The sequence below is a fragment of the Paracoccus amoyensis genome, assembly GCF_014490725.1.
Classification (GTDB): domain Bacteria; phylum Pseudomonadota; class Alphaproteobacteria; order Rhodobacterales; family Rhodobacteraceae; genus Paracoccus; species Paracoccus amoyensis.
In genome coordinates this window covers 553,025-576,981 of sequence record NZ_JACOQL010000001.1, presented here as the reverse complement: position 1 = coordinate 576,981, position 23,957 = coordinate 553,025, and the positions used below count along the sequence as shown (strand labels likewise).

The following is a 23,957-nucleotide window of genomic DNA, read 5'->3' as shown; positions in this document are numbered from 1 at the left end:
CTCAACGAAGTCTGGCCTGCAGCGAAGGCTGGCCTGCAGGGATGCCGTTGCCACTGGCAGTCACGTCTTCGGCGCCAACCTCCGGCAGACGCTGTCACAACGTAAAATCATCCGCATGCGGCACCGGCCCGATCGCCAACCAGTCCGCCCGAATACGCGCAACGCGTGTGTCGCCCCATGTCCGAAAGACAAGGGTAAAGCCGCTGGCAGTCACGTTTTCGGCCTGCAGATCGGCGCGCTGATTGCTGCCCCCATCAATATCCCACATGCTGATGGATACCTGCACCACAGGCGCGGTAAAAAATGGCTTATCAAATATGATTTGCTTGCGGATGTGACGTGGCCCGTTGCCTGACCACATCGGGGCATCATCCTCGAAGGCAGAAAACATCAACTGGCTGCTGCTGCAGATTCCGACCGCGTGATGACTGAAAACCTGCATTCGTTACCCGCCTGCTGAACCAAAAACAGATTATAGTATCAGCTTTGATATGCAAAAGCCCCGGAAACATCCGAGGCTTTTGCGAACTTATACCTTTGTCGCGAAATCAATCCGGCACACTGGCTTGATTGGGATCCAGACCGATATGGGTGCCAAGGGCTTCCATATCTGCCAGCAACTTGACGGCTGCGGTCACGACATCCTCGCCCACCTGATCGCGGCGATTTTCAGCGTGACGTTTTTGCTTATGCGCATCCGTCAGCATCTCATTGAAGACCTGCTGCGTCATTTCCGCCCGCGGATGACCGCGTTCAGCAAGCAAAGTGACCGACTCGGGATTGATTTCAACGAATCCGCCGCTGACGGCAAATTCGATTTCCGATCCATCATCGCCGATCACGGTCACGAGACCGGGACGAAGGGTCACGATGGTCGGCGCATGCCCAGGCATGGCGGTCAGATCGCCGTCATTGCCCGGCAGGCGCACTTCGCGCACCGGGACAGAGACGAGGCTCCGTTCCGGCGACACAAGGTCGAACTGCATGGTATCGGCCATCTTGCCCCCTTATGCCGCTTCTGCGGCAAGACGCTCGGCTTTCGCCTTCACGTCGTCAATGTCGCCAACCATGTAGAAGGCGGCTTCCGGCAGGTGATCGTATTCGCCAGCCACCACAGCCTTGAACGACTCGATGGTTTTTTCCAGCGGAACCTGAACGCCGTCCGAGCCGGTGAAGACCTTTGCAACGTCGAATGGCTGCGACAGGAAGCGCTGGATCTTGCGTGCGCGGGTCACTGTCAGTTTATCTTCTTCCGACAGCTCATCCATGCCCAGAATGGCAATGATGTCCTGCAGCGATTTGTATTTCTGCAAGATACCCTGCACGTCGCGGGCAACCTGATAATGTTCTTCACCGACAACAGCCGGGTCAAGGATACGCGAGTTCGAGTCGAGCGGGTCAACAGCCGGGTAGATCCCCAGCTCTGAAATCGCGCGCGACAGAACGGTGGTTGCGTCCAGGTGGGCAAAGGTCGTGGCCGGTGCCGGGTCGGTCAAGTCATCGGCCGGAACGTAGACGGCCTGGATCGAGGTGATCGAGCCGTTCTTGGTCGAGGTGATGCGTTCCTGCATCGCGCCCATGTCGGTAGCCAACGTCGGCTGATAACCCACGGCGGACGGGATACGGCCCAACAGCGCCGACACTTCCGAACCCGCCTGGGTAAAGCGGAAGATGTTGTCGACGAAGAACAGAACGTCCGTGCCGGTCGCGTCGCGGAACTGTTCGGCCAGGGTCAGACCGGTCAGCGCGACGCGCATACGGGCCCCCGGAGGCTCGTTCATCTGGCCGTAAACCAGTGCCACCTGCGATTCCGCCAGATTGTCCGGCTTGATAACACCCGACTCCACCATTTCGTGGTAAAGGTCGTTGCCTTCACGGGTCCGTTCACCAACGCCCGCGAACACCGAATAGCCCGAGTGCACTTTTGCGATGTTGTTGATCAGTTCCATGATCAGAACGGTTTTGCCCACACCGGCGCCACCGAACAGGCCGATCTTGCCGCCTTTGGAATAGGGGGCGAGCAGGTCGATAACCTTGATGCCCGTCACCAGGATCTCGGACGAGGTCGCCTGGCTGGCGAAGTCCGGGGCCGGCTGGTGGATGGCGCGTGTCTCGGTCACCTCCAGCGGGGCACCTTCGTCCACGGGCTCGCCCACGACGTTCAGGATGCGGCCCAGCGTCACGTCGCCAACCGGAACCATGATCGGGCCGCCGGTGTCGCGAACAGCCTCGCCACGAACCAGACCTTCGGTCGAGTCCATCGCGATGGTGCGGACGGTGTTTTCGCCCAGATGCTGGGCAACTTCCAACACCAGCTCTTTGCCGTTGTTGGTCGTTACAAGTGCGTTCAGAATTGCGGGCAGCTTGTCTTCGAACTGCACGTCAACGACGGCGCCGATCACCTGCGTGATTTTACCTTTGGCCTCTGCCATGTTGTCACCTCTGCGTTACGGTCAGAGCGCCTCGGCGCCCGAAATGATTTCGATGAGTTCCTTGGTGATCGCTGCCTGACGCGACCGGTTATATTCCGTGGTCAGCCTGTCGATCATATCGCCTGCATTGCGCGTGGCGTTATCCATTGCGCTCATCCGCGCGCCCTGTTCGGACGCCGCATTTTCCAGAAGCGCCGCAAAAATCTGCGTCGCGACCGAGCGTGGCAACAGGTCAGCCAGAATGCCTTCCTCGCCGGGCTCGTAATCATAAAGCGCCGAAGCACCCGCTGCATCGCCCGCATCTTCCGGCATTTCAGCTGGAATGACCTGACGTGCGGTCGGAACCTGACTGATTACCGATTCAAAGCGGTTGTAGAAAATCGTAGCGACATCGTAGTTGCCAGCGTCAAAGCGGTTCAGAACTTCGTCCGCGATGTCGCGGGCGTTTTCGTATCCGACGCGCTTCACCTCGGACAGGTCGACGTGATGGACCAACTGGCTGCCATAATCACGCTTCAGCTGCTCGCGGCCCTTCTTGCCAACGGTCAGAATGGTCACTTCCTTGCCCTCACCGCGCAGCCGTTCGGCATATTGCCGCGCCAGCTTGACGATAGAGCTGTTGAAGCCACCGGCCAGACCGCGTTCCGAGGTCAGGACGACCAACAGTTGCTTCTGATCCGAACCCGTTCCCGCCAGCAGACGGGGCGCGTTTTCCGAACCGGCCGCATTCGCGGTCAGCCCGGCCATCACCGCCGACATTCGATCAGCATAGGGGCGCGCAGCCTCTGCCGCTTCCTGCGCACGGCGCAGTTTCGCGGCAGCGACCATTTGCATCGCCTTGGTGATCTTCCGCGTGTTCTTGACGCTTCCGATCCGGTTTTTTAGGTCCTTGAGACTGGGCATCTATTCCCCCCTCAGGCGCGGGTTTTGCTGTATTCGTCCAGCGCCGCCTTGATCGATTCTTCCAGCTCGCCCGACACCTTGCGGTCATTCCTGGTCATGTCGTCCAAGAGATCGGCTTTCTGATTGCGCAGGAACTGGATCAGGCCCTGTTCCCATGCAACAACCTCGCGCACCGGCACGTTGTCGATATAGCCTTTGGTGCCGGCGTAAATCACGATCACGATTTCCGCGTTGGTCAGCGGCTGGTATTGCGGCTGTTTCATCAGCTCGGTCAGGCGCGCACCACGGTTCAGCAGACGCTGCGTCGCGGCGTCAAGGTCCGAACCGAATTGGGCGAAGGCCGCCATTTCGCGATACTGAGCCAGTTCCAGCTTCACCGGACCCGCGACCGATTTCATCGCCTTGGTTTGTGCAGCCGAACCCACACGAGACACCGACAGACCGGTGTTCACGGCCGGACGGATACCTTGGAAGAACAGTTCGGTTTCCAGGAAGATCTGACCATCGGTGATCGAGATCACGTTGGTCGGAATATAGGCCGACACGTCGCCTGCCTGCGTTTCGATGATCGGCAAGGCGGTCAGCGAACCCGCGCCATTGGCTTCGTTCAGTTTGCAAGCGCGTTCCAGCAGGCGCGAGTGCAGATAGAAAACGTCGCCCGGATAAGCTTCACGTCCCGGCGGACGGCGCAGCAGCAGCGACATCTGACGATAGGCAACGGCTTGCTTCGACAGATCGTCATAGATGATCAGTGCATCCATGCCGTTGTCACGGAAGTATTCGCCAATCGCCGCGCCGGTGAACGGTGCCAGATACTGCATCGGAGCCGGGTCCGAAGCGGTTGCCGCAACAACGGTCGTATAGGCCATTGCACCGGTTTCTTCCAGCTTCTTCACCAACTGCGCAACGGTCGAACGCTTCTGGCCGACAGCAACATAAACGCAATGCAGCGTTTTCATGCCATCGTCTTCGCGGCCATTGTAGTTCAACTGGTTCAGGATCGCGTCCAGAGCAACAGCGGTTTTGCCGGTCTGACGGTCGCCGATGATCAGTTCGCGCTGACCACGGCCAATCGGGATCATGGCGTCAACGGCCTTGATGCCGGTTGCCATCGGTTCGTGAACCGATTTGCGCGGCATGATGCCTGGGGCCTTGACGTCGGCGATGCGGCGTTCGGTCGCGTCGATCGGACCTTTGCCGTCGATCGGGTTGCCAAGCGCGTCGACAACGCGGCCCAGCAGGCCTTTGCCAACCGGCACGTCCACGATGGAACGCGTGCGCTTGACGGTGTCGCCCTCTTTGATGTCGCGGTCGTCACCAAAGATAACCACACCGACGTTGTCGGTTTCGAGGTTCAGAACCATCCCGCGGATACCGCCCGGGAATTCGACCATCTCACCGGCCTGAACTTTGTCCAAGCCATAGACGCGTGCGATCCCGTCACCAACGGACAGCACCTGGCCAACTTCGGCAACCTCGGCCTCCTGACCGAAATTCTTGATCTGATCCTTGAGGATGGCCGAAATTTCGGCAGCCTGGATTCCCATTATCCGACCTCTTTCATAGCGTTCTGGAGGGAGGCGAGCTTCGAGCGGACCGAACTGTCGATCATCTGCGAGCCCATCTTTACAATCATACCGCCGATGAGGCTTTCATCGACGCGGGTTTTCAGTTTGACCTTTTTGCCCGATTTTTCGGACAGCGTATCGGCCAGACGCTTTTGCTGTTCATCGCTCAGCGCGATGGCGCTGGTAACATCGGCGGTAACCTCGCCACGCTCTTGCGCAATCAGATCGCCCAAACGGGTGACGAGTTGCGGCAGAACGAACAGGCGACGATTTTTGCCCATCAGCTTCAAGGTATTTGCCAGCGTTGCCGACAGCCCCATTTTCGAAGCCAGCGCGGTAATCGCATTGGTCTGCTGTTCGCGGTTGTAAAGCGGGGAATTGATCAGATCATTCAGATCGGTGCTGTCCGCCAAAGCGGCGCCCAGATCATCGACCTGCTGGGCCAGAGCATCCAGCCCCCCCTCTTCCTTGACGATGTCAAAGACAGCCTGCGCATAGCGCCCGGCGATACTTTGGGACATGGAAACAGTGTTGGCCACGGTCATCCTTCACGGTTAGCGCATACCCCACTGACGGGCCGGCCATCGGCTGGTCGGTCTGACGCGGGGTAACGGTCAACTGGTGGGCGGTTCCCGACGGGTTCCTCCCTTAAATCTCGGGCGTCTCTAGCAGGTGATTTCGTGCCCTGCAACCGCCTAGGACACGGAAATGAGAGCAGTTGGCGAAGCAATGTCGGAATAGTTATCAGAAAGCATGCCAATCTATTGCGACACGGCTGACGACAGGCATGGATCAAGAATGACCAACTTTTCTTCGGCACGGATATAGCCGCCTGCCAGAACAACCTGGCGGTCAGGGTCCGGCGCCTCCGGGTAATAGGTGATACACATGACCTGAAGGCCATCTGCCGGGCACATCAGAAGATAGGCCAGTGCGCCGTCCCATTGGCTTTCTTCCAACGTCCCTTGAATAGCCATGCTTATTCTGCCGCCATAATCAGGCGCCTGGTCCACCCAGTCCGGCAAGGTCTGACAGGTCGCCGGTTCAAGGGGCATCCCCTCGCCCGGCCGGAACGGGCTGGCAGGATCAATCTGCGGCTCTGCGAATGCAGGACCCGATATCGCCACGGTTGCCAGCGCGATGGAAAACAGCATGGGTTTGGGGGAACGATCGGACATGTCGGGACCTGCCTTTTTCAATGTTTTCGATGCAGGCCCAAACTGACCTATTGGGAAATTGCTGAAAAACGATCATTATATGGGCTTCTCATAAGAAAAATTTATGCCCATGGATCGCCCTCAACTTCCCCTGAACGCCCTTCGCACCTTCGAGGTCGCCGCCCGTCAGGGCAGCTTTACTCAGGCAGCGGTCGAGCTTTGCGTGACACAGGCCGCGGTCAGTCACCAAATCATCGGGTTAGAGCAGTTGTTGGGTGTTCAGCTTTTCAACCGCACATCGAAAGGGCTGGTGCTGACGGATGAGGGCAGTCTGCTATTGCCCAGCCTGACACAATCGCTGGACACCATCGGTACGCTGCTGGATCGCGTTCGCGAAGGCAGGTTCCGGGAAACGCTGAACATTGGTGCGGTGACGACTTTTGCGGTCGGAATGCTTTTGCCGAATCTGCAACGGTTTCAGACGCTTCATCCCAGCATCGACGTCCGGCTGTTCACCAACAACAACCGCGTCGATCTGGCGCGCGAGGGTCTGGATATGGCGATCCGATTCGGTGATGGGCTTTGGCCGGGGCTGCGCGTGATCCCCCTGCCCGCGACACCATTCACGCCGGTCTGTGCCCCCCGGATTGCTGATCGTCTTCGCACGCCCGCCGATTTGGCGGCGATGCCGCTGTTGCGGTCCTACCGCGCGGATGAATGGGACCTGTGGTTCGCGGCCTGCGGCCTGCCCTGTCCCGGCCTGCGCGGCCCGGTGCTGGACAGCTCGCTTGCCATAGCCGAGCTGGCCGAAGCAGGTGCGGGTATTGGATTGGTGCCGATTGCCATGTTTGCTGAACGATTGAGAGCGGGCCGTCTGGTTGCGCCACTGCAGCAGAAAGTCACGCTAGGCCGCTACTGGATCACCATGCAAAGATCGCGCGAACATTCGACCGCGATGGAGCCTTTCTGCGATTGGCTTGAACAAATAATGATGTCCGAAAAACAGGATTAGTCTGTCAGATCCCTGGCGACGCACCGCAGCGCCCCTTGCGGTTTGGGGCGTGGGCGGGCGATGCCACCCAGAACCTCGATCGGGTTGGGGACGTGAACACTGCTGCCGACGCCGGCAGTGCCTTGAACCTGCTTTGTCAACTCGGCCAGCACGACCCCCGCGATCAAGACACGGCTGATCTTGATGCCAGTCCGTTCCCACATATTTGCCGTGCGCAACCAGAAGCGGCGGTCAGAAGGAGGGATGTAAACCGCAGCACTACTCCACCCACTGATAAAGCCCGCTTTACGCGTCTGCGCCTCCAGTTGACCGGCCGTATAGCTGCGGCCGAAGCCAAAGGGCGTATCGTCCGACGCCGCCCACAGTCCGGCCCGGTTCGGCACCATGATCAGCATACGCCCACCAGGGCCAAGGACACGCCACGCCTCGGCCAGCACAGCGGCGGGATGGTCGCTGGTTTCCAGCCCGTGCAACATGACCAGCCGGTCCAGGCTGCCCGTGTCGATGGGCCAGGCCGTTTCGTCGCATAACACGCTGTGGTTGGCCATCCCGGCCGGCCACGCCATGACGCCTTGCGGCCCGGGCATCAACGCCGTCACACGCCGCGCCGTCGACAGGTATGGCCGCAACATCGGCGCCGCAAACCCGAAGCCTGCAACATTCATGCCGGTCGTGGAGGCAGGTGCCCAGCAGTCCGTCAATCGATCGCGCAAAATCCGCTGGACCACCCGGCCCAGTGACCGCTGGTAATAAAACCTGCGCAGATCCTCGATATCATGGTGCATTGCGAACCGGCCCGGCTTTTGTCACTGTCAAACACACCACATGAACAAGGATTTGCCAATGGCGCTGGAATTGGTCACGCTTCGTTGCCTGAAAGATAATTATGCCTACCTGCTGCATGGCGACGTCGGCACCGTCCTGATCGACGCCCCGGAGGCCATGCCGATCCTGACCGAGCTTGAGGCGCGCGGCTGGACGCTGGACGCCATTCTGCTGACCCACCATCACAACGATCACATTGATGGCGTGGCGGAAATCGTCGCGGCAACCGGCGCGAAGGTGATCGGCAATGGCGCCGATGCCAGCCGCCTGCCGCCGTTGGATCAGGCGATCCACGCAGGCCAGACGATCACCATCCTGGGCGAGCCCGTCGATGTCATCGACGTATCGGGCCACACCATCGGCCATGTCGCCTTTTATTTTCCCGAATCCGGCTATGCCTTTACCGCCGACAGCCTGATGGCAATCGGCTGTGGTCGTCTGTTCGAAGGCGATGCCGAAATGATGTGGGAAAGCCTGTCGCGTCTGAACGCCCTGCCCGGCGAAACGCTGATCTGTTCGGGCCATGATTATTGTGCCGGAAACGGGGCCTTCGCGCTGTCGGTCGATCTGGACAACGACGCGTTGCGTGACCGGCTTGAGGCAGTTCAGCAATCGAAAATACCATGCGCCCCGGCGACGCTGGCGGTGGAACGCGCGACCAATCCATTTCTGCGCGTTGCGGCCTTGCGTGACCATCTTGGCATGCCTATCTCCACCGATGCCGAAGTATTCAAGCGACTTCGCGAGATGAAGGACGCGTTCTGAATCCGCTTTGTCCAGCCACAATCACAACCCTCCAAAGCTTGAAATCAGGGCCTCCAAAGCTTGAAATCAGGGCATTGTGTTATCACATCTGCCTCAACCACCGGAAAATCGGGGCATCGGGTTCAAAAAGGACTTGATACCAGCCGCAATCCACCAAATCTTAACTGTATGGTGACAGTCTGGGCAGGTGGGCCGCTAAATGTGCTCATACCGCCAGTCGACTGACAGGAGACGACCCGTGCCAAGTTTCTCAACCTCATTGGAACAGGCCATTCACCAGGCGCTTGCACTGGCGAACGAAAATCGACACGAACTTGCAACACTGGAACATCTGTTGCTGGCGCTGACCGAAGAACCGGATGCGGTCAAGGTCATGCGGGCCTGCAACGTCGATCTGGAAGAACTGCGCAAGCTGCTGATCGAATTTATCGAAGATGACCTTTCTACCCTTATAACCGACGTGGAAGGCTCTGAAGCCGTTCCGACCGCTGCATTTCAGCGGGTGATTCAACGTGCCGCCATCCATGTCCAAAGCTCTGGACGGCAGGAAGTCACCGGGGCAAACGTGCTGGTCGCGATCTTTGCCGAACGCGAATCCAACGCCGCCTTTTTCTTGCAGGAAATGGACATGACCCGTTACGACGCGGTCAATTTCATCGCGCATGGCGTGGCGAAAAATCCGTCTTTCAACGAAAGCCGCAAAGTTGCCGGATCAGATGATCCGTCCGAGGCGAAAGGCGCTGAACCGGCGCAAGAAGCCAAAGACGAAAGCGCGCTGGCAAAATACTGCGTCGACCTGAACGTCAAATCCAAAAAGGGCGATGTCGATCCGCTGATCGGTCGCTCTGATGAGGTTGAGCGTTGCATTCAGGTTCTGTGCCGCCGCCGCAAGAACAACCCGCTTCTGGTGGGCGATCCGGGCGTGGGCAAGACCGCCATTGCCGAAGGTCTGGCCAAGAAGATCGTCGAAGGGGACATCCCCGACGTCTTGGCAGGTGCGACGATCTATTCACTGGACATGGGCGCCCTGCTGGCAGGAACGCGCTATCGTGGTGACTTTGAAGAACGCCTGAAAGCGGTCGTCAAGGAATTGGAAAATCACGAAGATGCGATCTTGTTCATCGACGAAATTCACACGGTGATCGGCGCTGGTGCGACCTCTGGCGGCGCGATGGATGCCAGCAACCTGCTGAAACCCGCGCTGTCGGGTGGCAAGCTGCGCTGCATGGGGTCGACCACCTATAAAGAGTTTCGCCAACATTTCGAAAAGGACCGCGCCCTGTCGCGCCGGTTCCAGAAGATCGATGTGAACGAACCTTCGGTGACTGATGCCATCAAGATCCTGATGGGTCTGAAGCCGCATTTCGAAGAGCATCATGATCTGCGCTACACCAATGACGCGATCAAGACCGCTGTCGAACTGGCTTCGCGCTATATCAACGACCGCAAACTGCCTGACAGCGCCATCGACGTCATTGATGAGGCGGGCGCAGCACAGCATCTGGTGGCCGAAAGCAAACGTCGCAAAACCATCAGCCCGAAAGAGATCGAGGCTGTGGTGGCCAAGATCGCGCGCATTCCGCCAAAGAGTGTCAGCAAGGACGATGCCGAAGTGCTGCGTGATCTGGACGGAACGCTGAAGCGTGTCGTTTTTGGTCAGGACAGCGCGATCGAGGCACTTTCCTCGGCCATCAAGCTGGCCCGTGCCGGCCTGCGCGAACCCGAAAAGCCCATCGGCAACTATCTGTTCGCTGGCCCTACCGGGGTTGGTAAAACCGAAGTGGCCAAGCAATTGGCCTCGACGCTTGGGGTTGAACTGCTGCGCTTCGACATGTCGGAATACATGGAGAAACATGCCGTCAGCCGCCTGATCGGTGCGCCTCCGGGCTATGTCGGTTTCGATCAGGGCGGTCTGTTGACCGACGGCGTTGATCAACATCCGCATTGCGTGCTGCTGCTGGATGAGATCGAGAAAGCGCATCCGGATGTGTTCAACATCCTGTTGCAGGTCATGGACCACGGCAAACTGACTGACCATAACGGTCGTCAGGTGGATTTCCGCAACGTGATCCTGATCATGACCTCGAACGCCGGTGCATCGGACATGCAGAAAGCTGCGATCGGTTTCGGACGCGAGCGCCGCGAGGGCGAGGATACTGCCGCGATCGAGCGGACGTTCACGCCCGAGTTCCGCAACCGTCTGGACGCAGTCATCAGCTTTGCCCCGCTGTCGCGCGAGGTCGTCGTCCACGTGGTCGAGAAATTCGTGCTGCAACTGGAAGCCCAGCTGATGGATCGCAACGTCCATATCGAGCTGACATCGGAAGCTGCCGACTGGCTGGCCGAGAAAGGCTATGATGATAAAATGGGTGCGCGTCCGCTGGGCCGTGTCATTCAGGAATACATCAAGAAGCCGCTGGCCGAGGAACTGCTGTTCGGTCGCCTGCAGAAAGGCGGCATGGTTCTGGTCAAGATCGAAGGCGACAAGCCTGCCTTTGATATTACTGGCCCGGAAGCGCTGCGTATCGGCAAGAAACCGACGCCTTTGCTGACCGCTGATTAAGTTTGAACCGACTGAACCATCAGACCCTCGCCTTCGGGCGGGGGTTTTTCTGTATCGTGGTCAAAAGGGATCTTGAACGACCGCACCAATCAAGCCACGCAACGCGTTGCCCATGATCACCTTGCCGGTTTTCAGGTCATCCGGGTAAAGGACCGCTTCGGTCGCCACGCCGGAATTCAACAGCACTTGCCGCATCACGCCTGGCAGCACACCGCAATCAAGCGGGGGCGTCAGCAGTTTGGCATCCCCCGGTTTACCATCCCGTAATAGGAACAAACTGGTAATCGTGCCCTCGCATAACTCACCCCGCTCATTCATCAGGATCGCTTCGTGCGCACCGTCAGGCAAGGCCGCGCGGGCTGCGGTATAAATCGGGCGATGTGACGTCTTGATCCGCAGCCATGGATCACAGCTGCACAGAATGTGGTTCGATATGACAACGGTCCAGGCGGCGGGGTTCTGCGGCAACGGCTCGCAGGTAACGTCAACCATGCCCGACGCATCGATCGCCAGCCTGACCCGACTGACATCGGTCACGGACAAACGGGCAAGTGCGCGTTCCACTTTGTCCTGATCCAGCGGAAAACCAACTGCGGCACAGCCCCGCCGCAGCCGCGCCAGGTGCAGCGGCCAATGTGCGATCGCACCCGTGGCGGTCGCGCGCATGGTTTCGATGACGGTCAGCCCTTGGGGGACAGGTTCAGAAATGCGGATTTGCATAGCGCCTCTTCCCACTCGGGCCCGGATTCACTGTCATGAACAATCCCCCCGCCGACTTGAATGTGCAGCACGCCCGCCGCATCCAGAACCGGCGATCTGATCGCCACATTGAAGCGCATCGACCCCGCCGGGTCCATCCAGCCAATCGCCCCGCAATAGATATCGCGGGGACGCTGTTCCAATTCAGCAATGATTTCCATTGCGCGAATTTTTGGCGCACCCGTGATCGAGCCACAGGGAAAAAGCGCGGTCAGGATTTCGGGCAGGCCAGCATCATCGCGCAACTGCCCTGTGACCGTCGATGTCATCTGCAACACGGTCGCATAGGTTTCGACCTGGAACAGATGGGGCACCTGCACGCTGCCCGGCTGGCACACCCGGCTGATATCATTGCGCAGCAAATCCACGATCATCAGGTTCTCGGCCCGGTTTTTTTCAGAGGCTGCCAAAGCCTGCTGCATCGCGTGATCCTCGGCCGGCGTTGCGCCACGCGGCATTGTGCCTTTCATCGGCCGGGTCGTGATCCGGCGGTCGGTATCAATGCTGAAAAACACCTCGGGGCTGCGCGACAGGACAACCGGGCCACCCAGATCGACAAAGGCCCCCTCGCCCACCGGCTGCCGCCGCGCCAGCGCCGCGTAAATGGCCAGCGGATCGCCCACCGTCTGTGCCTGCATCGGAAAAGTCAGATTGATCTGATAGCAATCCCCGGCCTCGATATACTGGCGAACCGCATCAATCGCCGCGTCATATTGCTGTCGCGACCAAAGCGGGCGGGGCGTGTCGATCCGCACGCCGGCATCTTCGGGCAGCGGCGGGGCTTGAATGGGCGCATCGAATATCCCCATCAGGATCAAAGGCATGGCCCGATCACGGGGCATCAGATGATGCAATCGCGGCGTCAAAGCGTGGCCCAGCTCATAAGAGAAATATCCCGCCAGCCAAAAGCCCTCGAGTTGCGCCGCGTCGATACGCGCCAAAGCAGGTTCAACTTCGTCAGGATGATCAGCGCGGATCAGGCCGCGCAGATTTTGAAACAGCGTGCCACCAGGCAGTGGTCCCTGATCGAACAGGACACGGCCTGTCACTTTGCAACCTTGGCCTTGGCCGCCAGATCGCGGGCAACGCCGAAGGCCCCCTTGATCTTGTCAGCGTCCGAGGTCCAGTCGCGGCGGATGACGATCTTGTTGTCCGTGACCTTCGCCTGCCCGCGCTGATCGGTGATGAATTCAACCAACCCGACAGGGTTGGGAAATTTGTCGTTGTGAAACTGGACCGTCGCGCCTTTGGGCCCAGCATCCAGACGCGAGATATTGGCCCGCTTGGCCATTGCCTTGATGCGGATCACCAGCAACAGGGTATTCACTTCACGCGGCAGCGGGCCGAAACGGTCGATCAATTCGGCGGCGAAACCTTCCAACTCGACTTTGGTGGTCAAGTCCGCCAAGCGGCGATACAGGCCCAGCCGCACATCCAGATCGGGGATGAAGCTGTCAGGGATGGTCACCGGCACGCCAAGGTTCAGTTGCGGTGCCCATTCATCCTCGGGCGTGCCCTCGATTTCGCCCGACTTCAGCTTGGCAATCGTTTCTTCCAGCATCTGCTGGTAAAGTTCGAACCCGACTTCCTTGATGTGACCTGATTGTTCATCGCCCAGCAGGTTTCCTGCCCCACGCAGATCAAGGTCTTGCGACGCCAGATTGAAACCCGCGCCCAACCCGTCGATAGAGCCAAGGAACTTCAGACGGCGCATGGCCTGTGGCGTCAGCGGCGTGCCGGGCTTGGTCGTCAGATAGCAATAGGCGCGCGTCTTGGAACGGCCCACGCGGCCACGGATCTGATACAGCTGGGCAAGACCGAACATATCCGCCCGCCACACGACCATGGTATTCGCCGTGGGAATATCCAGCCCGGATTCGACGATCGAGGTCGCCACCAGCACGTCATGGCTGCCATCATAAAAGGCGTTCATCCGCTGATCCAGATCGCCCGCAGCCAACTGACCATGGGCGACGATATAGCTGATTTCCGGCACGTTTTCCGCCAGCCAGTGCTCTACATCGGGCAGATCGGACAGTCGCGGCACGACAAAGAAACTTTGCCCGCCGCGATATTTTTCGCGCAAAAGCGCCTCTCGCACCGTGACGCTGTCAAATTCGCTGACATAGGTGCGAATTGCCAGACGATCCACGGGCGGCGTGCCGATGACCGACAGATCGCGCACCCCGGTCAGGGACAGCTGCAATGTGCGCGGGATCGGCGTTGCGGTCAGGGTCAGAACGTGAATGTCGCTGCGCAGCTCTTTCAGGCGTTCCTTGTGGCCGACGCCGAAATGCTGTTCTTCGTCGATGATCAGCAGGCCAAGGTTCTTGAACCGCACCTGCTTGGCCAGCACCGCATGGGTTCCCACGACAATATCGACGCTGCCATCGGCAAGCCCCGCGCGGGTCTGCGCGGCATCCTTGGCGCTGACAAAGCGCGACAGGGGCCGCACATCGATTGCGGTTCCCCGAAAACGTTCGGCAAAGGTCTTGTAATGCTGGCGGGCCAGCAGCGTTGTCGGCGCAACCACCGCGACCTGCATTCCTTGCGAGGCGGCGATAAAGGCCGCGCGCATCGCGACCTCGGTCTTGCCAAAGCCGACATCGCCAACCACCAGACGGTCCATCGGACGCCCTGCCGACAGATCGGTCTGCACATCCTCGATCGCGGCGGCCTGATCGTCGGTTTCGCTATAGGGAAAACGGGCCGAGAAGCTTTGCCAATCATGGGCGTCCGGCTCTAGCACGGCTGCGGGTCGCAGCAGGCGTTCGGCCGCGACACGCATCAGCTTGTCCGCGATCAGCTTGATCCGCTCTTTCAGGCGGGCCTTTCGGGCCTGCCAGGCACCGCCGCCAAGACGATCCAGCAAACCTTCTTCATGGCCATAGCGGGTCAGCAGTTCGATATTCTCGACCGGCAGGAACAACCGGTCCCCGCCTGCATATTCCAACGCGACGCAATCATGCGGCACGCCGGCGGCGGTGATCGTTTCCAGCCCGGTATAACGGCCGATGCCATGTTCGACATGCACGACCAGATCACCCGGCGACAGCGACGTGGTGTCTTTTAGAAAGTTTTCCGCCCGCCGACGCTTTTTTGCGCCGCGGATCAGCCGGTCGCCCAGCACGTCCTGTTCCGAAATGACCGCGATATTGCCCAAAGCCTGACCTTCGGCAACAAAACCTTCTTCCAAGGGCCAGACAGTCAGACCAACCGTGCCCGCCTGCGCGGGCATGTCGCGAATATCGGCGATGGTCTTGACGGCGGTCAGGCCCTCATCGGCCAGCAATCCCTGCAGGCGTTCCCGCGCACCTTCCGAGAAGCTGGCAAGGATCATCCGATGGTCGCGGTTCAGCACTTTGACGTGATCGGCCAGCGCCTTGAACAGATTGATTGCCTCGGCCTGTCGTTCAGGCGCGAAATTGCGACCCGTGCGCCCGCCTGCGTCCAGAACCCCCGGCCCCGGCGGCTGCGGCAACACCGAGAGGCGCAGCGTGCGGTGCGGCGCCAGCCAGGCGGCCCATTCCTCCGGCGTCGGAAACATCTGACTGGGTGGCACGGGCTTATAAACCGTATCGCTGCGCGATTTCGCAGACATCGCAGCCTTTCGCGCCTCGAACTGTTCGCGGATCATGTCGCGGCGGGCGTCGATCACCTGCCCGATATGATCGTCCAGCATGACCGAAGCATCCGGCAGATAGTCGAACAGGCTTTCCATCCGTTCATGGAACCACGGCAACCAATGTTCCATCCCGGCCATCTTGCGACCGGCGCTGACGCCTTCATACAGCGGATCGCTGGTGCCGCCGCCATATTCGGCACGGTAGTTCTGGCGAAAGCGGGTGATCGAGGCTTCATCCAGAATGATTTCGGACATGGGCGCCAGTTCGATCTTGGACAGCTTTTCGGTCGTGCGCTGCGTGCCTGGATCGAACCGGCGCGCGCCGTCCAGCACATCGCCGAACAGGTCCAGCCGAACCGGCCCGGATTCGCCGGGCGGGAAGATGTCGATGATGCCGCCACGCACGGCATAGTCACCGGGTTCAGTCACCGTCGGCGATTGGACAAAGCCCATGCGCACCAGAAAATCGCGCAGGGCCGCTTCGTCCAGACGGCTGCCAACCTTGGCAACAAAACTGGCCTTTGCCACAAGATCACGCGGTGGCACCCGTTGCAGCACAGCATTCAGCGTCGTCAGCAACACGAACGGCCCCGTCACCGCGCCTTGCGCCAGTGCGGCCAGTGTCGCCATTCGCATCGCCTGCAAATCAGCCGAGGGAGAGACGCGGTCATAAGGGGTCGTATCCCACGCCGGAAAATCCAGCACCACTGTCTGCGGCGACATGAACGCCAGTGCAGCCCGCATCGCCGCCATGCGGCGGTCATCGCGGGCGATATGAATGACCGGCTTGCCACGCACAGCTTCGCGCGCGATCAGCGCCGCGTCATAGCCTTCTGGGGCACCGGAAAGGATCAGATGGTCGGACATGCGTTGTCAGGTAAAGTCCCAAATGATGAAGTCAAGCCACGCAGCGGGTCAGGTCATGCTTAAATGCCAAAGGGATGCATGACGACCCAGATTGCGCCCCAAAGTGCCGTGATTGCGACAGAGACCACAGACAGAAAACTGACAAGGCGGCGGTGCCAAACCATGCTGCGAACGGTATGTTGCGCAAGATCGGTCATCGGCAACGCGCCCGCCTCGGCCTGTGCCATCAGCGGCATCAATCGCCGCGCCAGCAGGACACGCAGCCAGAACAACAGCAGGAACGGCGACAGCATCAGGGTCAGCGCCTGCGCCATCTCCAGCCCATAAAGAAAGCCCAGCAAGGCAAGCGAAGACAGACAGAATGCCGCGACCCCCAGAAAGACCGCACCTTCGGTTTTGCCAAGCCGCCAACGCGGCAACGCCAGCGACAGCCAATCCAGCAGCGTCAGCACCGCAGGCGATTCGGGTTCGCCGCGGCGCATGGCCGCGCGGGCGCGGGCAACGGTTTCCGCTGGCACGCCAAGAATGCTGCGCCCGGTCGCAGACCACAGGCCCAGCAGCAAAAGCCAATACCACACGGTGCCAAAGGACCGACTGTCCAGAAAAGCCAACAAGCTATGCAAAATGGCCATGCAGGCTTCCTTGTTCTTATTCGGTCGCGACCTTAAAACGTGCGGCAGCCGAAAGAAAGCGGTCGAAAGAAAGACGAAAGAAAGACATGGGCCGTGATCTTTGTCCGCGCATCGGCCAGCCCCGAAAGGAAGACCCAATGACAACCCCGATCATCGCCCCCTTCCCCGCGACCCGTCTGCGCCGTCTGCGCCGCACGCCCAGCATTCGTGCCATGGTGTCCGAGGTGAATCTGACGACCGACAATCTGATTTGGCCGATCTTCGTGACCGAAATCGCAGGTGCCGAAGGGGAAATCCCGTCGATGCCGGGGGTCGAGCGGTTGACCCTGGACGGGGCGAAACGGGCAGCCGAACGGGCAGCCCAGCTTGGCATCCCCGCGATCTGCATTTTCCCGCATTCGGATCAGGATCTGAAAACCGAAACCTGCGAACGCGCGTGGGATCCTGACAACATTGGAAATCTGGCGATCCGCGCGGTGAAAGAGGTTGCACCCGACCTGACCGTGATGACCGATATCGCGCTTGATCCCTATAACGCGAATGGTCACGACGGCATCGTCGTCGATGGCGAAATCCTGAACGATGAAACTGTCGAGGCTTTGGTCAAGATGGCGCTGGCGCAAGCCGATGCCGGTGCCGACCTGCTTGGCCCCTCGGACATGATGGATGGGCGTATCGCCGCCCTGCGCATGGCGTTGGAATCGGCAGGCCATAAAAACGTCGCGATCCTGTCCTATGCTGCGAAATTTGCCAGTGCCTTCTACGGCCCCTTCCGGGACGCCGTTGGCGCGTCAGGCCGACTGGTCGGTGACAAGAAAACCTATCAGGTGAATCCGGCGAACCGGGACGAGGCGATCCGCTGCGTGGCCCGCGATCTGGCCGAGGGCGCAGATATGGTGATGGTCAAACCGGGTATGCCCTATCTGGACATCTGCCGCGCGGTCAAAGACCAGTTTGGTGCCCCGACATTCGCCTATCAGGTCAGTGGCGAATACGCGATGCTTGAAGGCGCGATCCGCAACGGCTGGCTGTCGCGCGATGCGATGTTTGAAAGCCTGCTGTGCTTCCGCCGTGCGGGCTGTGACGGGGTGCTGACATATTTCGCGCCGCTGGTGGCCGAAGCGTTGGAAAAGTGACGAAGGCCAGAGGTCATCAATTCGAACAAGACGGCAAATAGATCCGAGATATCGACACGACGGCATGCCATATCGTCGTGTCGGAAATATTCCGTTGCCTTTATGTTGTCCGAGGAATTGATGCGACAAGACATCATGTCCGGCTTCACCCTTTGGATGGCAGCGGGATTGACCTTGGCGACACATGAAATGGTCCCAAACCGTAAGTGACGGACGCTTGCAAATCCGATTTCAAACCTGATTTTGCTCATACAATTCAGCCAGCTAACCTTGAGCAATGGTCGAATCCCGCTTTCGCGACCGGCTGCAACCGCCCATCCGCTGATGACGACCGATCCTGGGCATATTCATCATTGCGATCACGGCAACTTGCCGCCGTCAACGGGTGCAACCCCGTGACACTGTGCCCCAAAACCGGTAAGTTCACGTCAACAAGTGGCAAACACAATAAATTTAGCGAGGCGACAACATGAGCGATACCAAGGGCATTTCCAGACGTGGTCTTTTAGCCGGTGGCGGGGCGCTTATTCTGGCCGGATGCAGCAATGCTGTCGGCACGAACGCCACCGCATCGCTGGACGCGCGGGTCGATGCGACGCATCAGTTTCTGGTCCAGAACTATTCCTCGGCTCAGGGGCTGATCGACGGTGCCAAAGGTGTTCTGTATATGCCGCTGATGACGGAAGCAGCCCTTGGCGTGGGCGGTGCCTATGGTCAGGGCGCGTTGCGCATCAATGGTGCCACGGTGGATTATTATTCGGCCACGCAGGCCAGTTTCGGCTTTCAGGCTGGTGCCCAGCAATATGCGCATGTGCTGATCTTCCAATCGGATATGGCACTGGCCGCGTTCCGGGCCGCGCCCGGTTGGGTTGCGGGTGCAGACGCGTTCTATGCCATTCCCGCGGGCGGAATGGCGCTTGGCGCAGATACTGTCACCGCACAATATCCGGTGGTGGCAATGATCTTTGGTCAGGCCGGTTTGATGGCAGGCGCCGCGATCGAGGGCACCAAATACAACCGCATCATTCCCTCATCCATCCCGACCCTTGGGTCATTGGGAATGCCCGTCCGCAGCTAAGACCATCAATCGGTCGCCGTCAGATGGCGCAGCCCATGGGTGACGTCCGCACGAACAGCGAGGCGGAGGGCAGGCTCATCCCCTGCCCTTAATGCTGCCAGGATCATGCGGTGATGGCGCGGCGGCTCATTGCGTTTCACGCGCCCATACAATGCGCGCATCGTTGGCCCCAGCTGAAGCCAGATCGTTTCAAGCATCGCCAGCATCGCCGGTGCCTGTGCGCGAAGATACAGCATGCGATGGAATTCCAGATTGCACCGGATATAACCAACTGCATCGTGATTTTCGACGGCATCGGCAATCCGGGCATTCATCTGCGCAAGACGGTCGATCAACGCGAAATGGGCGCGCGGCAACGCACGAGCGGCCAGTTCAGGTTCGATCAACGCGCGAAGGGCGGCCAGTTCTTCGATCCGGTCATCGGACAAGGCCGGCGTCGTGACCCGCCCCGAGGCAGACAGCGTCAGCGCCCCTTCCGCGACCAGCCTGCGCACCGTTTCACGTGCCGGGGTCATCGACAGGTGATATTCACGCGCAATCCCGCGCAACGTCAGCGCCTTGCCCGGCGGCAACTCTCCCAACATGATGCGACTGCGCAGGCTGCGGTAAAGGCGTTCATGCGCGGCGGGATCTGAAGGGCGGTTGACTGTCATTCGCGAAATGTGATCACAGATCAAGCCATCGTCAAGACCCGTTCAGTCGCTTCGGAATTTCCAGGCCATCAACTCTGCTCCGTGATGGCGCAGCCAGGTCCGAGCACGCCATATCCGGGCATCAGCGCATCCACTGCGGCCCAGAAGCGCGGCGAATGGTCCATATGCGCCAGATGCGCAACTTCATGCGCCGCGACATATTCCAGCACGACCGGCGGGGCCATCGCCAGACGCCACGAAAACATCAGCCGTCCGTCTGATGTGCAACTGCCCCATCGGGATTTCGTGTCCCGCAAGGCGATCGCCCGAACCGGCTTGCCCAGTGCCGCGGCAAAGCGATCACAGGCTGGCCCAAGCCGCTGATGGGCGCGATGCTTCAAAAATGCCTGAATCACCGGCCCGGTCGGACGCGCAGACGGGACCAGCAGATGACCGCCCTCGATCTGCACCATCCGAACGGAAGCCGGTGTCACGATCAGGCGTTGCCCCTCGACCGGCAAAACCGAGCCGTGACCGATGATCGACGGGCCGGGCATTCGCGCAACCGCAGCCTGCAACCATTCGGCTTTGGATTCGGCAAATGCCTGTCCTTCGGACAGCGCGACAGATTTCGGCAAGGTCAGCACCGGCTGGCCTCCGTCGCGCGGAACCCGAAGGGTCATCCGTCGCGCACGGGCAGAACGCCGCACCAGCAGCGTGATCCCCTGGCTGACCGTAATCCTGTTGCCCATAACCCTTTCGCTTTTCTGGCAGCGACATATATTGCCGCAAGGTTTGACCTAGAAAGCCTTTGACACCCCCATTTGCCTGTGGCAGGGGGACCACCAAATTCCCTAAACGCGGCGGAAGGAGAATGCCATGCCCAAAGAAGAATGGGGTACGAAACGCCTGTGCCCGCATTGCGCAACGCGCTTCTATGATCTGAAGAACGATCCGACGACCTGCCCGGCTTGCGGCAGCCAGTTCACGCTGGAAAGCCTGAATGAAGGTCGTGGCAAAGCATTGGTCAGTGAAAAGACATCGGCGAATGACGATGATGATGATCTGGTCGATGATGACGATCTGGATGATGACGGCGGTGATATCGACGATGATCTGCTGGAAGAAGACGATGACGACGGCGATGTATCGCTGGATGACATCGCAGATGTTGCAAACGACGACGAAGATTGACGCAATCTGAAAATTCCTCGACAGTTGCACTGGCAATAAACCGAGGACTTTTCATGCTTTTCAAATCACTTGGGCGATACGAACCCCAGATGCGCAGCGTGCTGCGCATCGTCTCGGCCCTGATCTTCATGGCCCATGGCACCCAAAAAATTCTGGGCATTCCGGCCAGCGATCGTGCCTTTCCGCCGGTTTTCTCACAATTCTGGTTCGCAGGAATCATGGAACTGATCGGCGGCGCACTGCTGGTCATCGGCCTGTTCTCTCGGCCCGTGGCTTTCCTTCTTTCCGGGTTGATGGCGTTTGCCTATTGGATGGTCCATGCCCCGATGAACCCGGTTCCCGCCCTGAACGGCGGTGATGCAGCGATCCTGTTCTGCTTCGTCTTCCTGTATATCGCCGTCGCCGGCCCTGGCCCGATAAGCGTCGACAAACTCACCGGTCGCGATCACTAAGAGACAGACAAAATCGGAAACGGGCGGCTCCGTTTCCGATCCAGAATCGGATGAATCCCGCATATTTCTCCGCTTGCAGAAAATCATTCGATAGAGACGAATTTTTCCCTTGCACCCACCTTGCGCCCCCCCTATACGACCCTCCACAGCGAGGCGCCAAAACGCATCGCAGACCTCCGGTGGGGCCATAGCTCAGTTGGTAGAGCGCTTGAATGGCATTCAAGAGGTCAGGGGTTCGACTCCCCTTGGCTCCACCAATTTATAAAAACTGCTGCATTTCAAATCGTTAGAGAAAAATCTCTGCCTATCCGCCTACGCCATTCCGCCTCATGTTTCCAAGGCGAATGGCCGGAAGGCCCGAAGGCCTCCCAACCTATTGCATCTCTTTCCTATGTCTCGCCTGCTCGTTCTCAGGCGCAGCTGAAATTGATGACGCCAAGCCGCACGGCTTCCCGATAGGAAACCTGACCCATGCCGTTGATGTTCAACAGAATGTTGCCATTCACAGTTGAACGCACATAGGCGATGCCTGACGCGTCCAGAGCCTCAATGACTGACTGCGGGTCCGCGTTGTCCAGTGTTCCGACCAAGCCACGGGCAGCCCGTCAAAGCCACTGGTATCGCCCCACTATCACGCCTCGTGAGGATTTTCGATCAGCGACGAAGCGGCCTTCCGGCCCCGGAAGAACCCTGTGGGACACAGCGGCGTCGCTCGCCGCGCACAGCATCATCCTGCATCCGGCGTCTCCGCCTGCTTTGAGACAAGCCGGAACCGGCGAAACACGGGCGCAACGCGGCCCGATCAGTTCATTGAAATGTATGGGGGTTTTGAATCCGTCTCGCCGGGAGCGCAGGGCGGGTGGAAAGAGACGGTGGGCGTTCGGAGACCGATCTCGCGCGGCTGGCCAGTCTCCGAAGGGCGGATGGTCCCCGCAAACCCCTTTGGCACATAAAGAAAAAGGCCCCGCGATGGACCTGTTTTCGGGTTTGCACTGTGCAAGTGGCGGAGTGGAAGGGATTCGAACCCTCGAGACGGTTTCCCGCCTGCACCCTTAGCAGGGGTGTGCCTTCGACCACTCGGCCACCACTCCGCCGATCCGTCTAAACGTGAGTGCGGGCGGGTGCAAGCGGGTTTTCCGCTTTTTCGCCCGCCCCTTCAGATCAGGCATTGAAAAGGAAGTGAAGGACGTCGCCATCCTTGACTTCATAGGTTTTTCCTTCGACGCGGAACTTGCCTGCCTCGCGTGCACCGGCCTCGCCATTGCCGGCAATATAGTCGTCATAGCCGACGGTTTCGGCGCGGATAAAGCCACGCTCGAAATCGCCGTGAATCACGCCGGCGGCTTGCGGGGCCAGCGTGCCTTTACGGATGGTCCAGGCGCGGGCCTCTTTCGGGCCGACGGTGAAATAGGTTTGCAGGCCCAGCAACGCGTAACCTGCGCGGATCAGGCGATCCAGGCCGGCTTCGTGCAGGCCCATTTCCTCAAGGAACATTTCCGCTTCGTCGCTGGAAAGCTGGCTGATTTCCTCTTCGATCTTGGCCGAGATGACGACCTGCCCTGCCCCCTGTTCGGCTGCCATTTTCGCGACGCGGTCACTTTGGGCATTGCCGGTGGCGGCTTTGTCTTCTTCGACATTGCAGACATAAAGGACCGGCTTGGCGGTCAGAAGTTGCAGCATGTTCCACGCCTTACGGTCATCATCGGCGACGTCAACGGTGCGGGCGGGCCTGCCGGCTTCCAGGGCCTCTTTGGCGGCGTTCATCAGGCGCGCGTCTTCCTTGGCCTGCTTGTCGCCTGCATTGATCTTGCGGCTGATGTTGGACAGCCGCTTTTCCAGACTTTCCAGATCCGCAATCATCAATTCGGTTTCGATGGTTTCGGCATCGGCGATCGGATCGACGCGGCCTTCGACATGGGTCACGTCGCCGTCTTCGAAACAGCGCAGCACATGGGCGATGGCATCGACTTCGCGGATATTGGCAAGAAACTGGTTGCCCAGACCTTCGCCTTTGGATGCGCCTTTCACAAGGCCCGCGATATCGACAAAGGTGATCCGGGTCGGGATGATCTGCTTTGACCCTGCAATGGCGGCCAGCTTGTCCAGCCGCTGATCGGGCACCGCCACTTCGCCGACATTGGGTTCGATCGTGCAGAACGGGAAGTTCGCAGCCTGCGCAGCAGCCGTTTTCGTCAATGCGTTGAACAGGGTCGACTTACCGACATTCGGAAGTCCGACGATACCCATGCGAAAGCCCATTTCTTCACCCTTAGCCTTAGTTCCGCGCACACATAAGATGTGGCCCCCTGCAAGTCCAGCCTGTGCGCATTGCGTATACCGATCATGCGGGCTAGTGC

Annotated in this window: 23 protein-coding genes and 2 tRNA genes; 8 read left to right on the top strand and 17 right to left on the bottom strand. The window is 59.5% G+C overall.

Annotated features, from left to right (window positions below):
* Nucleotides 1–94: 94 nt before the first annotated feature.
* The 7 genes from H4P12_RS03010 to H4P12_RS02980 form a co-directional block, all read right to left on the bottom strand.
* Nucleotides 95–391, bottom strand: a complete 297-nt coding sequence (locus H4P12_RS03010; RefSeq protein ID WP_246448814.1) for an H-type lectin domain-containing protein — start codon at nt 389–391, stop codon at nt 95–97.
* Between the two features lie 157 nt (nt 392–548).
* Nucleotides 549–998, bottom strand: a complete 450-nt coding sequence (locus tag H4P12_RS03005; RefSeq protein WP_187792101.1) for a F0F1 ATP synthase subunit epsilon — start codon at nt 996–998, stop codon at nt 549–551.
* 9 nt (nt 999–1,007) lie between these two features.
* Entirely contained in the window at nt 1,008–2,432 is a 1,425-nt protein-coding gene (atpD, locus tag H4P12_RS03000) for a F0F1 ATP synthase subunit beta (RefSeq protein ID WP_187792100.1), read from the bottom strand.
* Between the two features lie 21 nt (nt 2,433–2,453).
* A complete protein-coding gene (locus H4P12_RS02995; RefSeq protein WP_187792099.1) occupies nt 2,454–3,335 on the bottom strand; it encodes a F0F1 ATP synthase subunit gamma in 882 nt (293 codons plus the stop codon).
* Between the two features lie 11 nt (nt 3,336–3,346).
* Nucleotides 3,347–4,882, bottom strand: coding sequence for a F0F1 ATP synthase subunit alpha (atpA, locus tag H4P12_RS02990; RefSeq protein WP_187792098.1), 1,536 nt, complete (start codon nt 4,880–4,882; stop codon nt 3,347–3,349).
* A complete protein-coding gene (locus tag H4P12_RS02985; RefSeq protein ID WP_187792097.1) occupies nt 4,882–5,442 on the bottom strand; it encodes a F0F1 ATP synthase subunit delta in 561 nt (186 codons plus the stop codon). Before H4P12_RS02985 ends, atpA begins: the two co-directional genes overlap by 1 nt.
* 222 nt (nt 5,443–5,664) lie before the next feature.
* Entirely contained in the window at nt 5,665–6,081 is a 417-nt protein-coding gene (locus H4P12_RS02980; RefSeq protein ID WP_187792096.1) for a hypothetical protein, read from the bottom strand.
* 109 nt (nt 6,082–6,190) lie between these two features.
* On the opposite strand from H4P12_RS02980, the gene H4P12_RS02975 reads away from it, so the two are divergent.
* Nucleotides 6,191–7,072 (top strand): LysR family transcriptional regulator, encoded by an 882-nt coding sequence (locus tag H4P12_RS02975; RefSeq protein WP_187792095.1) that lies wholly within the window; start codon nt 6,191–6,193, stop codon nt 7,070–7,072.
* Here the strand turns inward: H4P12_RS02975 and H4P12_RS02970 are convergent.
* A complete protein-coding gene (locus tag H4P12_RS02970; protein WP_187792094.1) occupies nt 7,069–7,857 on the bottom strand; it encodes a class I SAM-dependent methyltransferase in 789 nt (262 codons plus the stop codon). The two genes, H4P12_RS02975 and H4P12_RS02970, sit on opposite strands and share 4 nt — an antisense overlap.
* A 58-nt stretch (nt 7,858–7,915) precedes the next feature.
* Here H4P12_RS02970 and gloB point away from each other — a divergent pair, with 58 nt between their 5' ends.
* The gene (gloB, locus tag H4P12_RS02965; RefSeq protein ID WP_187792093.1) at nt 7,916–8,662 is read left to right on the top strand and encodes a hydroxyacylglutathione hydrolase; all 747 of its coding nucleotides are present in this window, start codon (nt 7,916–7,918) and stop codon (nt 8,660–8,662) included.
* A gap of 238 nt (nt 8,663–8,900) precedes the next feature.
* Nucleotides 8,901–11,225, top strand: coding sequence for an ATP-dependent Clp protease ATP-binding subunit ClpA (gene clpA / locus H4P12_RS02960; protein WP_187792092.1), 2,325 nt, complete (start codon nt 8,901–8,903; stop codon nt 11,223–11,225).
* 60 nt (nt 11,226–11,285) lie between these two features.
* On the opposite strand, the gene H4P12_RS02955 is transcribed toward clpA, so the two are convergent.
* The 4 genes from H4P12_RS02955 to H4P12_RS02940 are packed head-to-tail and all read right to left on the bottom strand — an operon-like array spanning nt 11,286 to nt 17,108.
* Entirely contained in the window at nt 11,286–11,891 is a 606-nt protein-coding gene (locus H4P12_RS02955) for an aminotransferase class IV (RefSeq protein WP_187792091.1), read from the bottom strand.
* Between the two features lie 14 nt (nt 11,892–11,905).
* Nucleotides 11,906–13,033, bottom strand: coding sequence for an aminodeoxychorismate synthase component I (locus tag H4P12_RS02950; protein ID WP_187792090.1), 1,128 nt, complete (start codon nt 13,031–13,033; stop codon nt 11,906–11,908).
* Nucleotides 13,030–16,476: a transcription-repair coupling factor gene (mfd, locus tag H4P12_RS02945; RefSeq protein ID WP_187792089.1), complete on the bottom strand. Its 3,447-nt coding sequence runs from the start codon at nt 16,474–16,476 to the stop codon at nt 13,030–13,032. The genes H4P12_RS02950 and mfd overlap by 4 nt, the downstream gene beginning before the upstream one ends.
* A gap of 59 nt (nt 16,477–16,535) precedes the next feature.
* Nucleotides 16,536–17,108, bottom strand: a complete 573-nt coding sequence (locus tag H4P12_RS02940) for a hypothetical protein (RefSeq protein WP_187792088.1) — start codon at nt 17,106–17,108, stop codon at nt 16,536–16,538.
* A gap of 137 nt (nt 17,109–17,245) precedes the next feature.
* On the opposite strand from H4P12_RS02940, the gene hemB reads away from it, so the two are divergent.
* Nucleotides 17,246–18,244 (top strand): porphobilinogen synthase, encoded by a 999-nt coding sequence (hemB, locus tag H4P12_RS02935; protein WP_187792087.1) that lies wholly within the window; start codon nt 17,246–17,248, stop codon nt 18,242–18,244.
* Nucleotides 18,245–18,713: 469 nt separating this feature from the next.
* Entirely contained in the window at nt 18,714–19,322 is a 609-nt protein-coding gene (locus H4P12_RS02930) for a lipid-binding SYLF domain-containing protein (protein WP_187792086.1), read from the top strand.
* Between the two features lie 5 nt (nt 19,323–19,327).
* Here H4P12_RS02930 and H4P12_RS02925 read toward each other — a convergent pair whose 3' ends face one another.
* Together H4P12_RS02925 and H4P12_RS02920 are read right to left on the bottom strand one after the other, a co-directional pair.
* Nucleotides 19,328–19,975, bottom strand: a complete 648-nt coding sequence (locus H4P12_RS02925) for a GntR family transcriptional regulator (protein ID WP_187792085.1) — start codon at nt 19,973–19,975, stop codon at nt 19,328–19,330.
* A gap of 68 nt (nt 19,976–20,043) precedes the next feature.
* The gene (locus H4P12_RS02920) at nt 20,044–20,706 is read right to left on the bottom strand and encodes a M48 family metallopeptidase (RefSeq protein WP_246448812.1); all 663 of its coding nucleotides are present in this window, start codon (nt 20,704–20,706) and stop codon (nt 20,044–20,046) included.
* 127 nt (nt 20,707–20,833) lie between these two features.
* Between H4P12_RS02920 and H4P12_RS02915 the strand changes: the two genes are divergently transcribed.
* From H4P12_RS02915 to H4P12_RS02905, 3 genes are all read left to right on the top strand, one after another.
* Complete coding sequence (locus H4P12_RS02915) at nt 20,834–21,148, top strand: FYDLN acid domain-containing protein (protein WP_187792084.1); 315 nt, start codon at nt 20,834–20,836, stop codon at nt 21,146–21,148.
* A 53-nt stretch (nt 21,149–21,201) separates the two neighbouring features.
* Nucleotides 21,202–21,600: a DoxX family protein gene (locus tag H4P12_RS02910; RefSeq protein ID WP_187792083.1), complete on the top strand. Its 399-nt coding sequence runs from the start codon at nt 21,202–21,204 to the stop codon at nt 21,598–21,600.
* A 181-nt stretch (nt 21,601–21,781) separates the two neighbouring features.
* Nucleotides 21,782–21,857 (top strand) — tRNA-Ala (locus H4P12_RS02905).
* 153 nt (nt 21,858–22,010) lie between these two features.
* Here the strand turns inward: H4P12_RS02905 and H4P12_RS02900 are convergent.
* The 3 genes from H4P12_RS02900 to ychF form a co-directional block, all read right to left on the bottom strand.
* The gene (locus tag H4P12_RS02900; RefSeq protein WP_187792082.1) at nt 22,011–22,190 is read right to left on the bottom strand and encodes a hypothetical protein; all 180 of its coding nucleotides are present in this window, start codon (nt 22,188–22,190) and stop codon (nt 22,011–22,013) included.
* 411 nt (nt 22,191–22,601) lie between these two features.
* A tRNA-Ser gene (locus H4P12_RS02895) sits at nt 22,602–22,691 on the bottom strand.
* 70 nt (nt 22,692–22,761) lie between these two features.
* Nucleotides 22,762–23,859, bottom strand: coding sequence for a redox-regulated ATPase YchF (gene ychF, locus H4P12_RS02890; protein WP_187792081.1), 1,098 nt, complete (start codon nt 23,857–23,859; stop codon nt 22,762–22,764).
* Between the last annotated feature and the right edge of the window lie 98 nt (nt 23,860–23,957).